Consider the following 15,180-nt stretch of genomic DNA (forward strand, 5'->3'; position numbering starts at 1 on the left):
GAAAACACGTAGGAACGCGGGCGGATATGCCGAAAACCTGTCCTGTCACTCGTTCCTGGATTGGGATATGCTCCTGAAATGGCACCGCGAAGTTTTCTTCAATGGCCGGTTATCCGGCAGCTGAGCACCGGCGATTTGCTGGGGCGCGGGCCCGCCGTGACCTCGGCCAAGACCCAGGCGATCGCGCCGCGCACCGCCACGGCGGACCGCGTCGTGCAGAGCGTCTGCCCTTACTGCGCGGTCGGCTGCGGACAGCGCGTCTACGTCAAGGACGAGAAGGTTGTCCAGATCGAGGGCGACCCCGATTCGCCCATTTCGCGCGGCCGGCTGTGCCCCAAGGGCTCCGCCAGCGAACAGCTGGTTAACTCGCCGGGCCGGCAGACCAAGGTCCTGTACCGTGCCCCGCGCGCCAAGGAATGGCAACGGCTGGACCTTTCCACCGCCGTCGACATGATCGCCGACCGGTTCATCGAAAGCCGGCGCAGGACCTGGCAGCAGGAAGACGACGAAGGCCGCCTGCTGCGGCGCACCATGGGTATCGCCTCGTTGGGCGGGGCCACCCTGGACAACGAAGAGAACTACCTGATCAAGAAGCTCTTCACCGCCGCCGGGGCGGTACAGACGGAGAACCAAGCCCGTATATGACACTCCGCCACGGTTCCCAGTTTGGGAGCCTCGTTTGGACGCGGTGGTGCAACGCAATCACTGCAGGACATGGCCAACGCCGACTGCATCATCATTCAGGGATCCAACATGGCCGAGTGCCATCCGGTCGGATTCCAGTGGGTGGCGGAGGCCAAGGCGCGCGGAGCCAAGGTCATCCACATCGACCCCCGGTTCACGCGCACCTCGGCGGTCGCTGACAAGCACTTGCCGATCCGGGCCGGATCCGACGTCGTGCTCCTTGGTGCCCTCATCAACTACGTCATCGCCAATGACCTGTGGTTCAAGGAGTACGTGACCGCGTACACCAACGCGGCCACGCTGGTCCACGAGGATTACCGCGACGCCGAGGACCTGGGCGGCCTGTTCTCCGGGTTCGATCCGGAGAAGGGCGCCTACGACAACTCGTCCTGGGCCTACGAGGAGGCCGAGGAAGGCTCCATCGGCGAACCGGCCGGTCCTGAGCACGGCGCAGAGGCCGGCGCCCGGGCCTCCGGTGATACCTTCGGCAGCGGCGGCCCGCCCCTCGAGCACGCCGAGGTGCTGCGGGACGACACGCTCCAGAACCCCCGGACCGTCTTCCAGATCGTGAAGCGGCACTACGCCCGCTACACCCCGGAGATGGTGCGCGACATGTGCGGCATCAGCGAAGCGGATTTTGCCTATCTGGCGAAGGCCCTCACGGAGAACTCCGGCCGCGACCGGACCACCTGCTTCGCCTATGCCGTGGGCTGGACCCAGCACTCCCTGGGAGCGCAGTTCATCCGCGCCGCCGCCATCCTTCAGCTGCTGCTGGGGAACGTGGGACGCCCCGGCGGCGGAATCATGGCCCTGCGCGGCCATGCCAGCATCCAGGGCTCTACCGACATTCCCACGCTGTTCAACCTGCTGCCCGGCTACCTGCCGATGCCCAGCGCCGGCCGGCACGACACCCTGGAGGAGTACCTCAAGGCGAACGCCTCGAAAAACCAGAAGGGATTCTGGGCCGACGCCGACGCGTACACCATCAGCCTGCTCAAGGCCTGGTGGGGTGACGCGGCGACCGCGGACAACGACTGGGCGTACGACTACCTGCCCCGCCTGACCGGTGCCCACGGGACCTACGAGACCGTCATGAGCATGCTCCGGGACGAGGTGGAAGGCTACTTCCTGCTTGGCCAGAACCCTGCGGTCGGCTCGGCCCACGGCCGGATGCAACGCCTGGGCATGTCCCACCTGAAGTGGCTGGTGGTCCGCGACCTGAACATGATCGAATCGGCGACCTGGTGGAAGGACGGCCCGGAAATCGAATCCGGGGAGCTCCGCACCGAGGACATTGAGACCGAGGTCTTTTTCCTGCCGGCGGCAACGCACGTGGAGAAGGCCGGGTCCTTTACCCAGACCCAGCGGCTGCTGCAGTGGCGCCACCAGGCCGTGGCCCCGCCGGGCGAGTGCCAGAGCGAACTCCAGTTCTTCTACGAACTGGGGCACCGGATCCGGCAGAGGCTTGCCGGTTCCCAGGACGAACGGGATCGGCCGCTGCTGGACCTGACGTGGGACTACCCCACTGACGACCACGGCGATCCGGACCCCGAGTCGGTGCTTGCCGAAATCAACGGCCGTCACCTGACCGGCCCCGACGCGGGCAAGCCCCTCTCCGCCTACACCGAACTCCGCGCCGACGGCTCCACGACGGCGGGCTGCTGGATCTACACCGGCGTCTACGCCGACGGCGTCAACCAGGCAGCCAACCGGAAGCCGGGCCAGGAGCAGGGCCCCGCGGCCCCCGAGTGGGGCTGGGCGTGGCCGGCCAACCGGCGGATCCTGTACAACCGGGCCTCCGCCGATCCGGACGGCAAGCCGTGGAGCGAACGCAAGAAATACATCTGGTGGGACGAGGAGCAGGGCAAGTGGGTGGGCGACGACGTCCCGGACTTCCCGCCGACCCTCGCCCCCGGCAGCAAGCCCGACCCGTCGGTGGGCGGTCCGGCCGCGCTCAGCGGCGACGATCCGTTCATCATGCAGTCTGACGGCAAGGGCTGGCTGTTCGCGCCGAAGGGACTCGTGGACGGTCCGTTGCCGACCCACTACGAGGCGCAGGAGTCGCCAGTGGCCAACGGGCTGTACCCGCAGCAGCAGAGCCCGGCGCGCCTGAAGTACCCCCGGAAGGACAACCTCAGCGCGCCCAGCGCAGGCGACCCTGGCGCTGACGTCTACCCGTTCGTGTTCACCACGTACCGGCTCACCGAGCACCACACGGCCGGGGGCATGAGCCGATGGCTGCCGTACCTGTCCGAGCTGCAGCCGGAGATGTTCTGCGAGGTCTCGCCGGAACTGGCCGCCGAGCGCGGACTGGAGCCGTACGGCTGGGCCACCATCATCTCGGCGCGCTCGGCCATCGAGGCGAAGGTGCTGGTCACGGAGCGGATGACGCCGCTGACCGTGGGTGGCCACACCGTGCACCAGATCGGGCTGCCCTATCACTGGGGCGTCGGGAACAGCGCCGTCGTCAGTGGCGACGCTGCCAACGACCTGCTGGGCGTGACCCTCGACCCCAACGTCCAGATCCAGGAATCGAAGGTGGCCTCCTGTGACATCCGCCCTGGGCGCAGGCCGCGGGGACCGGAGCTGCTGGCGCTCGTCGCCGAGTACCAGGCGCGGGCCGGGCTCACGGTGGAGACCAGTAACAGCACGGTGACCCATCCGGCCGCCGAGGGCGAACATCCGGGCGGGCAGACGCCGTGATCCCCGCCCCGCCAGCTGCCCCGAGCGCAGCACATCTTGCCCGGTCCGGGTGGCGGCACATCGCCGCCGCCCGGACACCGACCCGACTTTGGAGGACCGAATGGGCCAGCTGACCGGACCGACCGACCCCACCGCCGATGCCCACTGGGAGCACAACCATCCGCGCAAGGGGTTCTTCACCGACACATCGATTTGCATCGGCTGCAAGGCCTGCGAAGTTGCCTGCAAGGAGTGGAACCACAACCCGCAGGACGGAAACCTCGAACTGCTCGGGTCCTCCTATGACAACACCGGGTCGCTGGGTGCCAGCACCTGGCGGCATGTCGCCTTCATCGAACAGGGCCAGGAGCGCATTGCTGAGGCCCGGGAATCAGGCCGTGCCCTGGTCAGCCTTGGCATGCCGCGCATCGGTCCGCCGGCCCCACCCAGCGTGGCGGACCTCGCTGACGCCGATACCACCCCGCCGGACACGGCGGACTTCCGCTGGCTGATGTCCTCTGACGTCTGCAAGCACTGCACGCACGCCGGATGCCTCGACGTCTGCCCCACCGGAGCGTTGTTCCGCACCGAGTTCGGCACCGTCGTTGTCCAGGACGACGTCTGCAACGGCTGCGGAACCTGCGTGGCCGGGTGTCCGTTCGGCGTGATCGAGCGCCGCAGCAACGGCACCGTGAAGGTTGCCGCCAGCAGGGAGGAACAGCACGCCAAGCATGCCGACGTCCCCAACGCGGGCGTCGCCCAGAAGTGCACCCTGTGTTACGACCGGCTGGTGGCCGACGAGACGCCCGCGTGCGCCAAGGCCTGCCCGACGACGTCCATCAAGTTCGGCGACCACGACGACATGGTGGAGACCGCCAAGGAACGGGTTGCCACCCTGCACGCCCAGGGCATGACCGAGGCCCGGCTGTACGGCGCGAACGAGAACGACGGCGTCGGCGGAACCGGTTCTGTCTTCCTGCTGCTGGATGAACCCGAGGTCTACGGCCTCCCGCCGGACCCGCGGGTGCCCACGGCGGACCTGCCGAAGATGTACCGGCGGGCCGGCATGGCGGTAGCCGGCATGGCCGTCGCCGCCGCGGTGGCGTTCCTGGGAGGACGCGAGTGACGCTCTCGGAATTCGACAGCTTCCGGCCCACCGAGCCTGCCCGACGCCGGCGGGAGGGCGGTAAACGCGGCACCGGCCGGCGCAGGGAAAACGGTGACGGCTCCCGGGAAGTGCCCATGGTGCCGGAACCTGAATTCACCTCGTACTACGGCCGTCCGGTGGTCAAGCCGGCCCCCTGGGGCGACGACGTCGCCGCATACCTCTTCCTCGGCGGTGTTGCCGGGGGCTCTGCGCTGCTGGCAGCCGGCGGCCAGTTGAGCGGACGGCCGCTGCTGCGCCGGAACGCCCGGCTCGGTGCCCTCGGCGCCGTCGGCCTCGGCGCTGGCGCCCTGGTCAAGGACCTCGGACGCCCGGAGCGCTTCCTGAACATGCTGCGCACCTTCAAGGTGACCTCGCCGATGAGCGTCGGCTCGTGGATCCTGAGCGCGTTTAGCGCGGGAGCCGGCGTGGCCGCCGTCGCGGAGATCGACCGGATGAGCGGCGAACGGCTGCCGCTGGGACCGCTGCGGGGCGTGCTCCGCGCCGTCGAAGGCCCGGCCGGCCTCGAAGCCGCCGTCTTCGCGGGACCGCTGGCGGCCTACACGGCCGTCCTGCTGGGCGACACCGCGACGCCGACCTGGAACGAGATGCACGGGGAACTGCCGTTCGTGTTCGTCAGCTCCGCCAGCCTGGCCTCCGCGGGGCTCGCGATGGTGACAACCCCGGTCCGCGAGGCCGGACCCGCTCGGAACCTCGCGCTGCTCGGCGTGGTCGGGGACGTGGTGGCGATGAAGATCATGGAACGGCGGATGGATCCGGTGGCCGCGGAGCCCCTGCACCAAGGCAAAGCCGGCACCATGCTGAAGTGGAGCGAGCGGCTTGTCCTGGCCGGCGGACTGGGCACCCTGCTCGGAGGCCGGAACCGGGCGGTCGCGGCGGCGTCGGGACTGGCGTTGCTGGCAGGCTCGGCACTCACCCGCTTCGGCGTGTTCGAGGCCGGGCTCGCCTCGGCCAAGGATCCCCGCTACACGATCGAACCGCAGAAGCGGCGCCTGGCGGCGCGGCGTGCCGCCGGCATTACCGGCGACGCCATCACCACCGGCAGCTGACGCGCCGGCAGCTGACGATCCGGGCCCGGGCAGTCAGCCCTGCTCGGGCCGTCGGCGCGCCGGGTCTAGCGGATCCGGATGCCCTGGCCCGCCGTCGTATGGCCGATCACCGGGTAGCCGGGCACCTCGCCCACCACGAGCAGGCCGCCGGAGGTTTGCGCGTCCGCCAGCAGCAGCAGGTCATCCTCCGTGATCCCGGTGTCGGCGTCGAGGTGGGCGCGCACCCAGTCGAGGTTGCGCTTGGTGCCGCCGGAGACGAATCCGTCGCGGAGCGCCGCCCGGGCGCCGTCCACCAGGGGGACGGACTGCAGGTCAATGACGGCGCCGATCCCGGAGGCGCGGACCATCTTGTAGAGGTGTCCCAGCAAGCCGAAGCCGGTGACGTCGGTGGCCGCCTTGACCCCGGCGGTTAGGGCGGCGTCGGAGGCGTCGCGGTTGAGCCGCGCCATCGTCTCGATCGCTTCGGCGAAGACCTCGCCGGTCTGCTTGTGGCGGTTGTTGAGCAACCCGACGCCGATGGGCTTGGTCAGCGTGATGGGCAGTCCGGGCTCGGCGGCGTCGTTGCGCAGCAACCGATCGGGGTGGGCGACGCCGGTGACGGCCATGCCGTATTTGGGCTCCGGATCGTCGATGGAGTGGCCGCCCAGCACCGGGCAGCCCGCCTCGGCGGCGACGCTCAGGCCGCCGCGGAGCACCTCTGTCATGAGTTCCATCGGCAGCACGCCACGCGGCCAGCCGAGCAGGTTGATGGCCGTCACGGGCCGGCCGCCCATGGCGTAGATGTCGGAGAGGGCGTTGGCCGCGGCGATGCGGCCCCAGTCGTACGCGTCATCGACCACGGGAGTGAAGAAGTCGGCCGTGGTCAGCACCGCCAGATCCTCGCGGACCAGGACGGCGGAGGCGTCGTCGCCGCTGTCCAGTCCGACGAGCACCTCCGGCCCGGGGTGCCCGATCAGGCCGCGGACGGCGTCCTCGAGTTCGCCCGGGGGGATTTTGCAGGCGCATCCTCCGCCGTGGGCAAAGCCTGTGAGCCGGATGGGCGCGGCGCTCTCCTCCGGCTTCCGGGTGGGTGTCTGGGCCTCGGTCACCCGCCCAGCGTACCCCCAAGGCAACCCTGCTATATTGAGGCGCGGTGGCGTCCGGGTCCTGGTGGGCCCCCCGGTCTTCAAAACCGGTGCGGCCGAGCATCTCGGCCTGGCGGGTTCGATTCCCGTCCGCCACCGCCAACTTCAGGCGTCACTGCCGCCGGCCGAGGAGGACCGTGGACCAGATCGACCCCCGGCGATTCATTCCGCGGACGAACGACCTGCTTGCCCTGCCCTCCGTCCGGGAAGCCGCCGGGCGGCTCGGCGGCCACGTCATCCGCGAGCTGGTCCGGGACGTCCAGGACCGGGCCCGGCGCGGCGAACTGGCCCCCGCCCTGGTGGAAACGACGCTGACGGCGGCGGTGAACGGCCGCCGGGCAACCACCCTGCGGCCGGTGCTCAATGCCACCGGCGTCATTGTCCACACCAACCTCGGGCGCGCGCCGCTCTCGGACGCCGCCAAGGAAGCCCTCGTCGCCGCCAGCGGCTACGTCGACGTCGAACTCGACCTTCGGGACGGCAGCCGCTCCAGCAGGGGAGCGGGCGCCCGGGCGGCCCTGCTTGCTGCCTGCCCCGCGGCGGAGGCCGCGCTGGTGGTCAACAACGGAGCGGCCGCACTCGTTCTGGCGACCACCGCCCTGGCGGCCGGCAAGGACGTGGTCCTGAGCCGCGGCGAACTGGTCGAGATCGGCGCCGGCTTCCGCCTTACGGACCTGATGGAGTCCACCGGCGCGGTGCTCCGGGAGGTCGGCACCACGAACCGGACGCACCTGGCCGACTACGCGGACGCCCTGGGACCGCAGACGGGGTGCGTGCTCAAGGTGCACCCCAGCAATTTCCGGGTCGACGGATTCACCTCCGCCGTGCCGCTGACCGAACTGAGCCGGCTCACCGTGTCCGGCGGCGTGCCCCTGGTGGCCGACCTCGGCAGCGGACTATTGACGCACGACCCGCTGCTGCCGGACGAGCCGGACGTGACCTCCGCGCTGCTGGCCGGAGCCGACGTCGTCATCGCCAGCGGCGACAAGCTGCTGGGCGGGCCCCAGGCGGGCCTGCTGCTGGGCCGCAAGGACATCATCGACAGGCTGGCCCGCCATCCCCTGGCCCGGGCGGTCCGTGCCGACAAACTCGCCCTCGCCGCCCTCGAAGCCACCCTCACCGGCGGGGCCACGCCCGTGTCCCAGGCCCTGCACGCCGACGTCGGGGAGCTGCGCCGGCGCACCGACAGGCTCGCCGCGGCCCTCGGCGTCCCGGTCGTGGCCCACGACGGCAGGGTCGGCGGCGGCGGCGCCCCCGGCGTGCCCCTGCCGGGTTGGGCCCTGCGGCTGCCGGAGCGGCTCGCCGGGCCGCTGCGTACCGGCAGCCCGGCCGTGCTTCCGCGCGTGCACGACGGCGCCTGCCTGATCGACCTTCGCTGCGTGCCCGCCGCGGACGACGACCGGATCCTCGACGCAGTCCGCCAAGCCCAGTCACGATTTGCGGCGGCCGATGCCGGGGGCGCAGCCTGAATTATGCACGTCATCGCCACGGCCGGGCACGTTGATTCCGGCAAGAGCACCTTGGTCCGCGCCCTCACGGGGATGGAACCGGACCGGTGGGAAGAGGAACGCCGCCGCGGACTGACCATCGACCTGGGCTATGCGTGGACTGCGCTGCCCTCCGGCCGCGACGTGGCCTTCGTCGACGTGCCGGGACACGAGCGGTTCCTCGGGAACATGCTCGCCGGTATCGGCCCGGCGCCCGTAGTTTGTTTCGTGGTCGCAGCCGACGAGGGCTGGCAGGCACAGTCCAGTGACCACCGGGACGCCGTCGTGGCCCTCGGCATCGAGCACGGAGTGATCGTCCTGAGCCGCTCCGACCGGGCCACGGAGCAGCGGCGCGCCGAGGTCCTGGCCAGGACCCGCGCCGAGCTGGCCGGAACAGGCCTGCGTGACGCTCCCGCCGTCGCCGTCTCCGCCATTGACGGCACCGGGCTGGACGAGCTGCGCGCCGCGCTCGACGACGTCCTCGCCGGGGTGCCGGCGCCAATCCTCACCGGCCGAGTGCGGCTCTGGGTGGACCGGTCCTTCACCATCACCGGCTCCGGGACCGTGGTGACAGGAACCCTCGCCGCCGGAACCCTGGCGCGCGGCGACCGGCTGATGCTGCTGGGGGATGCCACCGAGCGGCCGGTGGCCATCCGCGCGCTGCAAAGCTGCGACATCGCGCGGACCTCCGTGGAACCGGTGAGCCGGGTGGCCCTGAACCTCCGCGACGTCGGCCCCGCCGAGATCCACCGGGGCGACGTGCTGGTGACTCCGGACGCCTGGCCCACCACCGCCGTCGTCGGCATCCAACGAGCCTCGGGCCTGGAGTACACGGAGGTGCCGGAGAACATCATGGTGCACGTGGGAACCGCCGCGGTGCCAGCCCGGCTGCGCCCCTTCGGTGCCGACCTTGCCCGTCTGGTCCTCGACCGGGCCCTGCCCCTGGTGCTGGGGGACCGGCTGGTGCTGCGGGATCCGGGGCGGCACTCCGTCCTGGGCGGCGCCCGCATCCTCGACGCCGACCCGCCCGAATTGGTGCGCCGCGGCGACGGGGCCAAGTGGGCGCGGCGGCTCGCCGCGATGGACCCCACAGGCGACCTCGCCGGGGCGGTAGCGGCCCGCGGTGCGGTCCGGGAGGACCACCTGAGGCGGCTGGGGCTGCTGACCGGTCAGGACCCCGCAGGATTCGACGACATCCATGTCATGGGGGACTGGTGGGTGCACGCTCCCGTCCTCGAGGCGTGGCAGCAGCGGTTGCGGACTGCCGTCGAGGAGCTGCGGCAACGGGACCCGTTGGCCCCCGGTCTCTCCATGGGGGCCGCGGCCGGCCTGCTGAGCCTGCCGGACGAACGGCTGCTGCCGCACGTGATCGACGGCGCGACGCTGGAGGCCGACGCCGGACACATCCGGGTGCCCGGTAGCCGCGACGACCTCGGCGCCGCCGAGCCCGCCGTCGCTGAGCTGGAGCGCCGGCTTTCCGCGGCCCCGTTCCACGCCCCGGAAGCCGACGACCTGACCGCGCTGGGCTTGGGCGCCCGGGAGCTGGCTGCCGCCGAACGGGCGGGCCGCCTGCTGCGGTTGCGCGACGGGGTGGTGCTGCTACCTTCGGCGCCGGCCGTTGCCATGCGTGCGCTGGCCCGCCTTGAGCAGCCGTTCACCACGAGCCAGGCGCGTCAGGCGCTCGACACCACCCGCCGCATCGCGGTTCCACTGCTGGAGCATCTTGACTCGCGCGGTTGGACCCGGCGTTTGGATGCCGGCCACCGCACCGTAGTGCGCTAACCCGCGGGCGCTAATCCTGTACGACCGGCCGCGCAGTCCGTGCCGCGCAGTCCGTGCCGCGTTTCCCCGGGCGGCGGGCCGCGCCTGATGGGCCGCTAGCTGGGCGGCTGTTTTGTCCTCAACCCGCCCAGCGCAGGCCGGGACGACGAATCCCAGAAGTCCAGGAAGTCCCGCTCGGTGGCGGCCGCCAGGGCCTCCTCCTTTGCGTGCAACCGTCCGTAGGTGAAGGCGTTCTCCCCGCTGTCCTGGGCCCGGCGGGCCAGCTCCTCCAGCCGCTGCCGTGCCACCACGCTGTCCTGGTGCAGGCCCAGTAACTGCTGGATTGTCCGCGCGGACTTCGCTGTCCGTTTGGCGGTCCGGCGCCGCTTCTTGCTTGCGTGCTTCTTCCCGGTGCGTTTGGGTAGTGAGGCGGCCAGTTCGGCGGAGTAGCGCAGCCGCTTCGCCGCTTTGCGGACCTCGTGCAGGCCCGCATCCCGGGCGCCGGCGTCGCCTGCCCTTGCTGGAAGCGCTGTGACGGCGCGCTGTAACCGCCGCCGGTCCTTGGTCACGAGCTTGCCGAACCTCGCCCTGGGAGCGCCGGCGGCCGTGGGTGACAGCGCAGCGTCGGTGACGAATCGTTCCAGATCCGCCAGCAGCTGGGCATAGCGCTCGTTTCTGAGCGCCTCGAGGACCGTGACGAATCCCGCCGCGGCCAAGGCATCGAGCTCCTCGTCGATCCGGGTGGCGGCCGGGCCGTGCGGTCCGGAAATCCCGCGGAGCGCTTCGGGCTCCTGGGCGAGCAGGGTCGCCAGCCTCTCGCGGACCACTCCCGGATCGCGGGCCGTGCCCAGCAGTCCCGAGAGCCAGCGCAGTTCGTCCCGTAGCGGTTCCACGGCGCCGTCGTCGAACAACGGCCGACCCGAGGCCAGCAGGGAGCGGAGGCGGCGGGCCGCGACACGCATCTGGTGGACCGCTTCCGGCTGTCTCTCCCGGACTCCTGGGGCGTGCTGGCGCAGTTCAGCGAGCTGCTGGTCCAGGTAAGCCAGCAAGGCCTCGCCCGCGGTGGTTGCCACGCTTCACTCTACTTCGTGGTGCAAGACCCTGACGTGGGCCGCGAGATGACAGATCACGGCAATGTTTGTCTCCGGCACTGCCGCGAAGTGTCATCTCGGCATAGGCTGTCCGGGACCGGAACCGCCACGCCACCCCAGGAGCCCCACATGACGCACCAGCACCACCTTGGCCGGGTCGCGGTCGTGACCGGAGCGGGTTCCGGGATCGGGCGGGCGGTGGCCCGGCTCATGCTGGCCGAAGGCTACCGGGTCGTGCTGGCCGGCCGGCGGGAGGAGCCGCTCCTGGCGACCGGGGCCGGCCACGCGCAGGCGCTCGCGTTCCCTTGCGACGTTACCCGCCCGGCCGACGTCGAACGGCTCTTCGCCGTCGCCCTCGAGCAGTGGGGCCGGGTGGACGTGCTGTTCAACAACGCCGGCGTGTTCGGTCCCGAGGCCTCGGTGGATGAGGTCAGCGTCGAGGATTGGAATGCCACGGTGGCCGTGAACCTGACCGGCTCCATGCTGTGCACCGCCGCCGCGGTCCGGGCGATGAAGGCGCAATCGCCGCAGGGCGGCCGGATCATCAACAACGGCTCGATCGCGGCGCACTCACCCAGGCCGCGCACCGTCGCCTACACGGTCACCAAGCACGCGGTCACCGGCCTGACCAAGAGCATTGACCTCGACGGCCGCGGCTTCGGCATCAGCTGCGGCCAGATCGACATCGGCAACGCCGCCACCGGGCTGATGGACGAGATCGGCGTGGACGACGGCGCGCTCCAGGCCGATGGCAGCCGCAGGCCGGAGCCGACGTTTCCGGTTGAGGACGCGGCCCGCGCCGTGCTGCTGATGGCCGGAATGCCCGCCTCCGCGAGTGTGGGATCCCTCGTCATCACCGCCGCGGGGATGCCATTCATCGGGCGCGGCTGAATCTTAGGCGCGGGAGTCGCCCCGGAACTGGACTGCGCTGGCTGGACTGACCTAGAGCGGCAGCAGTGCGGACAGGTCGGCCCGGAGCCCCGAGGCGGCCACCCGGCCGGAGTCGACGGCGTCCGCCCAGCTCAACCGGCCGGTGACCATCGCGAGCCAGGTGGCGGCGTCGCATTCGATGACGTTCGGGGGAGTGCCACGGGTGTGCCGCGGACCCTCGACGCACTGCGTGACCCCGAACGGCGGGACGCGGACCTCCACCGAATTGCCGGGTGCCCGGGCGGTGACTTCCTCGAGGGAGTAGCGCACCGCCGTCGCGAGCGTGCTGCGGGACACCGGACCCGCTGAGCCGGCAACGGGGTCCGCCGCTGCGTTCCCTGCGACATCGGGTGCGACGTCGGGTGCCGGTGCGGTGGCGTCCCGCCAGGAGGCCAAGGCCGCGCGGCCCTCGTCCACCGGGATCCGGCGCCGTGAGACTGCCACGGCCTAGTCCAGCAGCGCCGAGACGGCGTGGCCGAGGCGGATCTTGCCGACCGGACGGCCGCCTCCCAGCACCGGTTCGACGACCTTCTCCAGCACGCTGGAGACCTCCGGGATCTCGACGGCGCCGGCGGCGGCGAGCAGGGTCAGCCCCACCAGCGTCGTCGCGCGGATGTTGCCGTCCAGGACTTTCAACGCCACCGAGACCCCCTGCGGGGTGGCCATGACCAGCACGCCCTCGGCGCCGATCTTGGCGATGATCCCGAGCTCGTCCATGACGATCGTGTTGGCCTGCCCCCGGCCCTGCACGGCCCACGGGTAGTCCAGCATGGAGGTGGCGATCGTGGCGGCGCGGGCGTTGGAGTTGTTGTCTCCGGGAGCCTTGGCAAGCCTCGAGAAGGCGCGGGCCAGGCCGGTGAGCGACACGGCGGCCACCGGTGCGCCACAGCCGTCGATGCCGAGGTGCGCGATTTTCTCGCCGCAGTATTCCTCGATCACGGACCGGATGCGCTGCTGCAGCGGGTGGTTGGGCTCAAGGTAGCTGTGCGTGTCCCAGCCGTTCTCGGTGCACGCCCACAGGAACGCGGCGTGCTTCCCGGAACAGTTGAAGGCCAGTCGGGACTTCCCGCGTTCGGTCTGGACCAGCCAGGTCCGGGCGGTCTCGTCCTCGGGCCACGCGGCGGGGCACTGGAGCTGGTCTTCCTTCACTCCCGCGGCTTTGAGCATGCCCTCCACCACATCCATGTGGTCGAGGGAACCGACGTGGCTGCCGCAGGCAATCGCCACCTGCGCGCCGCGCAGCGGGACGCCCGACTGCATGGAGGCCAGGGCCTGGAACGGCTTGAGCGTGGACCGCGCGAAAATCGGTGTGGTGATGTCGCCCAGTTCGGTGACGACGTTGCCGTCCGCGGCCATCACGACGGCGGAACCGATGTGGCGGGATTCGATGAAGCCGCTGCGTTCAACGACTGCCAGTTCGACGGCGGACTCAACAGTGAAGGTGGCATGCGAGTTCAAAGGCATGCTGCAAGTCTATGGTGCGTGGCGGCCTCAGCCCGGTTACTCCACGGGCTCAGCCGAGTTACTCCACGGTGACCATGACGGACTGCCAGCCGGAGGCGCCGTCGGGCACGGGATCGGCGCGCTTGTCCGTCTGGACTTCGCCGGTTCCGTCGGTGGCGCGGGCCTTGATGTAGTGCGGTCCCGGGGTGGCATCCCACTCGAAGGACCACTGCCGCCAGGTCACCACGGAGGCCTCCGCCGCGAGGACGGCTTCGGTCCATGGGCCGTTGTCGATCTGCACCTCCACCTTGGTGATGCCGCGGGTCTGCGCCCAGGCGGTGCCGCCGATCGCGACCTTTCCGGCGCGGACCTTGGCGAAGGACTTGGGGACCTCCACCCGGGCCATGGTCTTGATCGGACCGCGCTCGGACCAGCCGCGCTCCGTCCAGTAGGCCTTGTTGTCCGCAAAGCGGGTCACTTCCAGGTCCACGACCCACTTGGTGGCCGAGACGAAGCCGTACAGCCCGGGAACCACCATGCGCACCGGGTAGCCGTGCTCCAGCGGAAGGGCCTCACCGTTCATGCCGATCGCCAGCATCGCGTCCCGGTCGTCCTGCAGGACCTCCAGCGGGGTGGAGGCGCTGAAGCCGTCGACGGAGGTGGAGAGCACCATGTCCGCGCCGTCCTTGGGCCGGGCCATCTTGAGCACATCCCGGATGGGCATGCCCAGCCATTTGGCGTTGCCGGCCAGGTTGCCGCCCACCGGGTTGGAGACGCAGGTCAGCGAGACGTGGGATTCGATCAGCTGGGCATCCAGCAGGTCCTGGAAGCTGAGCCGGACCTCCTGCTCCACGAGGCCGTGGATGCGCAGTTCCCAGGACTGCGCGTCGATTTCCGGCACGCTGAGCGCGGTGTCGATCCGGTAGAAATCCTTGTTCGGGGTGAGCCACGGGGTGACGCCGGGAGCCTTGGACTGGACGCCGGCGGGGACGGCGGCGGCGGCCTTCGCCGGGGCCGGGAGTTTCAGGGCTTCCCGGGCCTGGGCGACGTTGCTGCGGGCGGCGCTCAGGAGCCGGCCGCCGGTGGCGGCAGCTGCGGCGGCCACCGCGGTGATGCCGCTGGCGGTGAAGAAGGCGCGGCGGCTTGTGGCGGGGCGGTCCGGCTCCTTGGCGCCCCGGTCGGAGGCCACCTCCGGCCATTCCCGGGTCCGCCAGAGCTTGCCGATCAGGAACCGAAGCACCACCAGGCCGGCCACGGTGCCGATCAGCGACGGGATGGCATCCAGGGGCTTCACGCTGGCCCGCGTCACCACGCTGGCTACGATCACCGCGCCCATGAGCAGCACGCCGGCCACGCCCAGGGCCCACTTGCGGAAGGCTACGATGCCCAGCACGCAGGCCAGCAGCAGGATGGTCAGGCCCATCCCCACGAACAGGGCGGCCTTGTCATTCGTGCCGAAGGTGGCGATGGCGAAGTCCTTCATCCACGGCGGGGTGAAGTCAATGAAGGTCGAGCCCAGGGCGATCAGCGGCGTCGCCCGCGCCGTGAAGAAGGCGCCGATCAGTTCCGCGACGGCCAGCACGACGGCGGCCGAAACCACCCCGGCCAGCGCGGCGAGCGCGGTGGGCCCGGACAGCAGCGCTGGCCGCTTCCTGGGCTGGCGGGTGGTGCCGGGCTTCGGGGTGCTGGGCATGTTCATACAGGATGTTCGGAGCGGGAGGGCCCGCGGATTGTCCCGAGAGCCGAAGAGCGGACATGTCCGGC

At 70.8% G+C, this 15,180-nt stretch carries 11 protein-coding genes and 1 tRNA gene; 7 read left to right on the forward strand and 5 right to left on the reverse strand.

From position 1 onward, the window contains the following. The first annotated feature begins 78 nt into the window (after positions 1–78). From fdh to nrfD, 3 genes are all read left to right on the forward strand, one after another. Positions 79–3,387 (forward strand): formate dehydrogenase, encoded by a 3,309-nt coding sequence (gene fdh / locus AC1DK9_RS01645; RefSeq protein WP_476862233.1) that lies wholly within the window; start codon positions 79–81, stop codon positions 3,385–3,387. Positions 3,388–3,487: 100 nt separating this feature from the next. Further along, on the forward strand, positions 3,488–4,492 hold the full coding sequence (locus AC1DK9_RS01650; RefSeq protein ID WP_476862234.1) for a 4Fe-4S dicluster domain-containing protein: 1,005 nt from the start codon (positions 3,488–3,490) through the stop codon (positions 4,490–4,492). After that, the gene (gene nrfD, locus AC1DK9_RS01655; protein ID WP_476914814.1) at positions 4,489–5,580 is read left to right on the forward strand and encodes an NrfD/PsrC family molybdoenzyme membrane anchor subunit; all 1,092 of its coding nucleotides are present in this window, start codon (positions 4,489–4,491) and stop codon (positions 5,578–5,580) included. The genes AC1DK9_RS01650 and nrfD overlap by 4 nt, the downstream gene beginning before the upstream one ends. A gap of 65 nt (positions 5,581–5,645) precedes the next feature. On the opposite strand, the gene selD is transcribed toward nrfD, so the two are convergent. Continuing rightward, complete coding sequence (selD, locus tag AC1DK9_RS01660; RefSeq protein ID WP_476862623.1) at positions 5,646–6,617, reverse strand: selenide, water dikinase SelD; 972 nt, start codon at positions 6,615–6,617, stop codon at positions 5,646–5,648. Between the two features lie 94 nt (positions 6,618–6,711). Between selD and AC1DK9_RS01665 the strand changes: the two genes are divergently transcribed. The 3 genes from AC1DK9_RS01665 (at position 6,712) to selB (ending at position 9,973) form a co-directional block, all read left to right on the forward strand. Further along, positions 6,712–6,806 (forward strand) — tRNA-Sec (locus AC1DK9_RS01665). A gap of 35 nt (positions 6,807–6,841) precedes the next feature. After that, on the forward strand, positions 6,842–8,173 hold the full coding sequence (gene selA, locus AC1DK9_RS01670) for an L-seryl-tRNA(Sec) selenium transferase (protein ID WP_476862236.1): 1,332 nt from the start codon (positions 6,842–6,844) through the stop codon (positions 8,171–8,173). A 3-nt stretch (positions 8,174–8,176) separates the two neighbouring features. Then, positions 8,177–9,973, forward strand: a complete 1,797-nt coding sequence (selB, locus tag AC1DK9_RS01675) for a selenocysteine-specific translation elongation factor (protein ID WP_476862237.1) — start codon at positions 8,177–8,179, stop codon at positions 9,971–9,973. 95 nt (positions 9,974–10,068) lie between these two features. On the opposite strand, the gene AC1DK9_RS01680 is transcribed toward selB, so the two are convergent. Continuing rightward, the gene (locus AC1DK9_RS01680; RefSeq protein WP_476862238.1) at positions 10,069–11,025 is read right to left on the reverse strand and encodes a CHAD domain-containing protein; all 957 of its coding nucleotides are present in this window, start codon (positions 11,023–11,025) and stop codon (positions 10,069–10,071) included. A 147-nt stretch (positions 11,026–11,172) separates the two neighbouring features. On the opposite strand from AC1DK9_RS01680, the gene AC1DK9_RS01685 reads away from it, so the two are divergent. Beyond that, positions 11,173–11,934 (forward strand): SDR family oxidoreductase, encoded by a 762-nt coding sequence (locus AC1DK9_RS01685; protein WP_476914815.1) that lies wholly within the window; start codon positions 11,173–11,175, stop codon positions 11,932–11,934. A gap of 51 nt (positions 11,935–11,985) precedes the next feature. Here AC1DK9_RS01685 and AC1DK9_RS01690 read toward each other — a convergent pair whose 3' ends face one another. Genes AC1DK9_RS01690 through AC1DK9_RS01700 form a run of 3 tightly spaced genes read right to left on the reverse strand, consistent with a single transcriptional unit; the run spans position 11,986 to position 15,109 of the window. Beyond that, a complete protein-coding gene (locus AC1DK9_RS01690; protein WP_476862240.1) occupies positions 11,986–12,417 on the reverse strand; it encodes a sterol carrier family protein in 432 nt (143 codons plus the stop codon). Positions 12,418–12,420: 3 nt separating this feature from the next. Beyond that, positions 12,421–13,437, reverse strand: a complete 1,017-nt coding sequence (locus tag AC1DK9_RS01695; protein WP_476862241.1) for an asparaginase — start codon at positions 13,435–13,437, stop codon at positions 12,421–12,423. A 58-nt stretch (positions 13,438–13,495) separates the two neighbouring features. Then, complete coding sequence (locus AC1DK9_RS01700) at positions 13,496–15,109, reverse strand: molybdopterin-dependent oxidoreductase (protein WP_476862242.1); 1,614 nt, start codon at positions 15,107–15,109, stop codon at positions 13,496–13,498. Between the last annotated feature and the right edge of the window lie 71 nt (positions 15,110–15,180).

It is taken from the genome of Arthrobacter sp. 01T414 (assembly GCF_056398965.1).

Bases quoted from the DNA above. Each gene is read 5' to 3' on its own strand.
- AC1DK9_RS01650 (WP_476862234.1), top strand. From the start codon at position 3,488: ATGGGCCAGCTGACCGGACCGACCGACCCCACCGCCGATGCCCACTGG.
- AC1DK9_RS01685 (WP_476914815.1), top strand. From the start codon at position 11,173: ATGACGCACCAGCACCACCTTGGCCGGGTCGCGGTCGTGACCGGAGCG.
- AC1DK9_RS01695 (WP_476862241.1), bottom strand. From the start codon at position 13,437: ATGCCTTTGAACTCGCATGCCACCTTCACTGTTGAGTCCGCCGTCGAA.
- AC1DK9_RS01700 (WP_476862242.1), bottom strand. From the start codon at position 15,109: ATGCCCAGCACCCCGAAGCCCGGCACCACCCGCCAGCCCAGGAAGCGG.
- selB (WP_476862237.1), top strand. From the start codon at position 8,177: ATGCACGTCATCGCCACGGCCGGGCACGTTGATTCCGGCAAGAGCACC.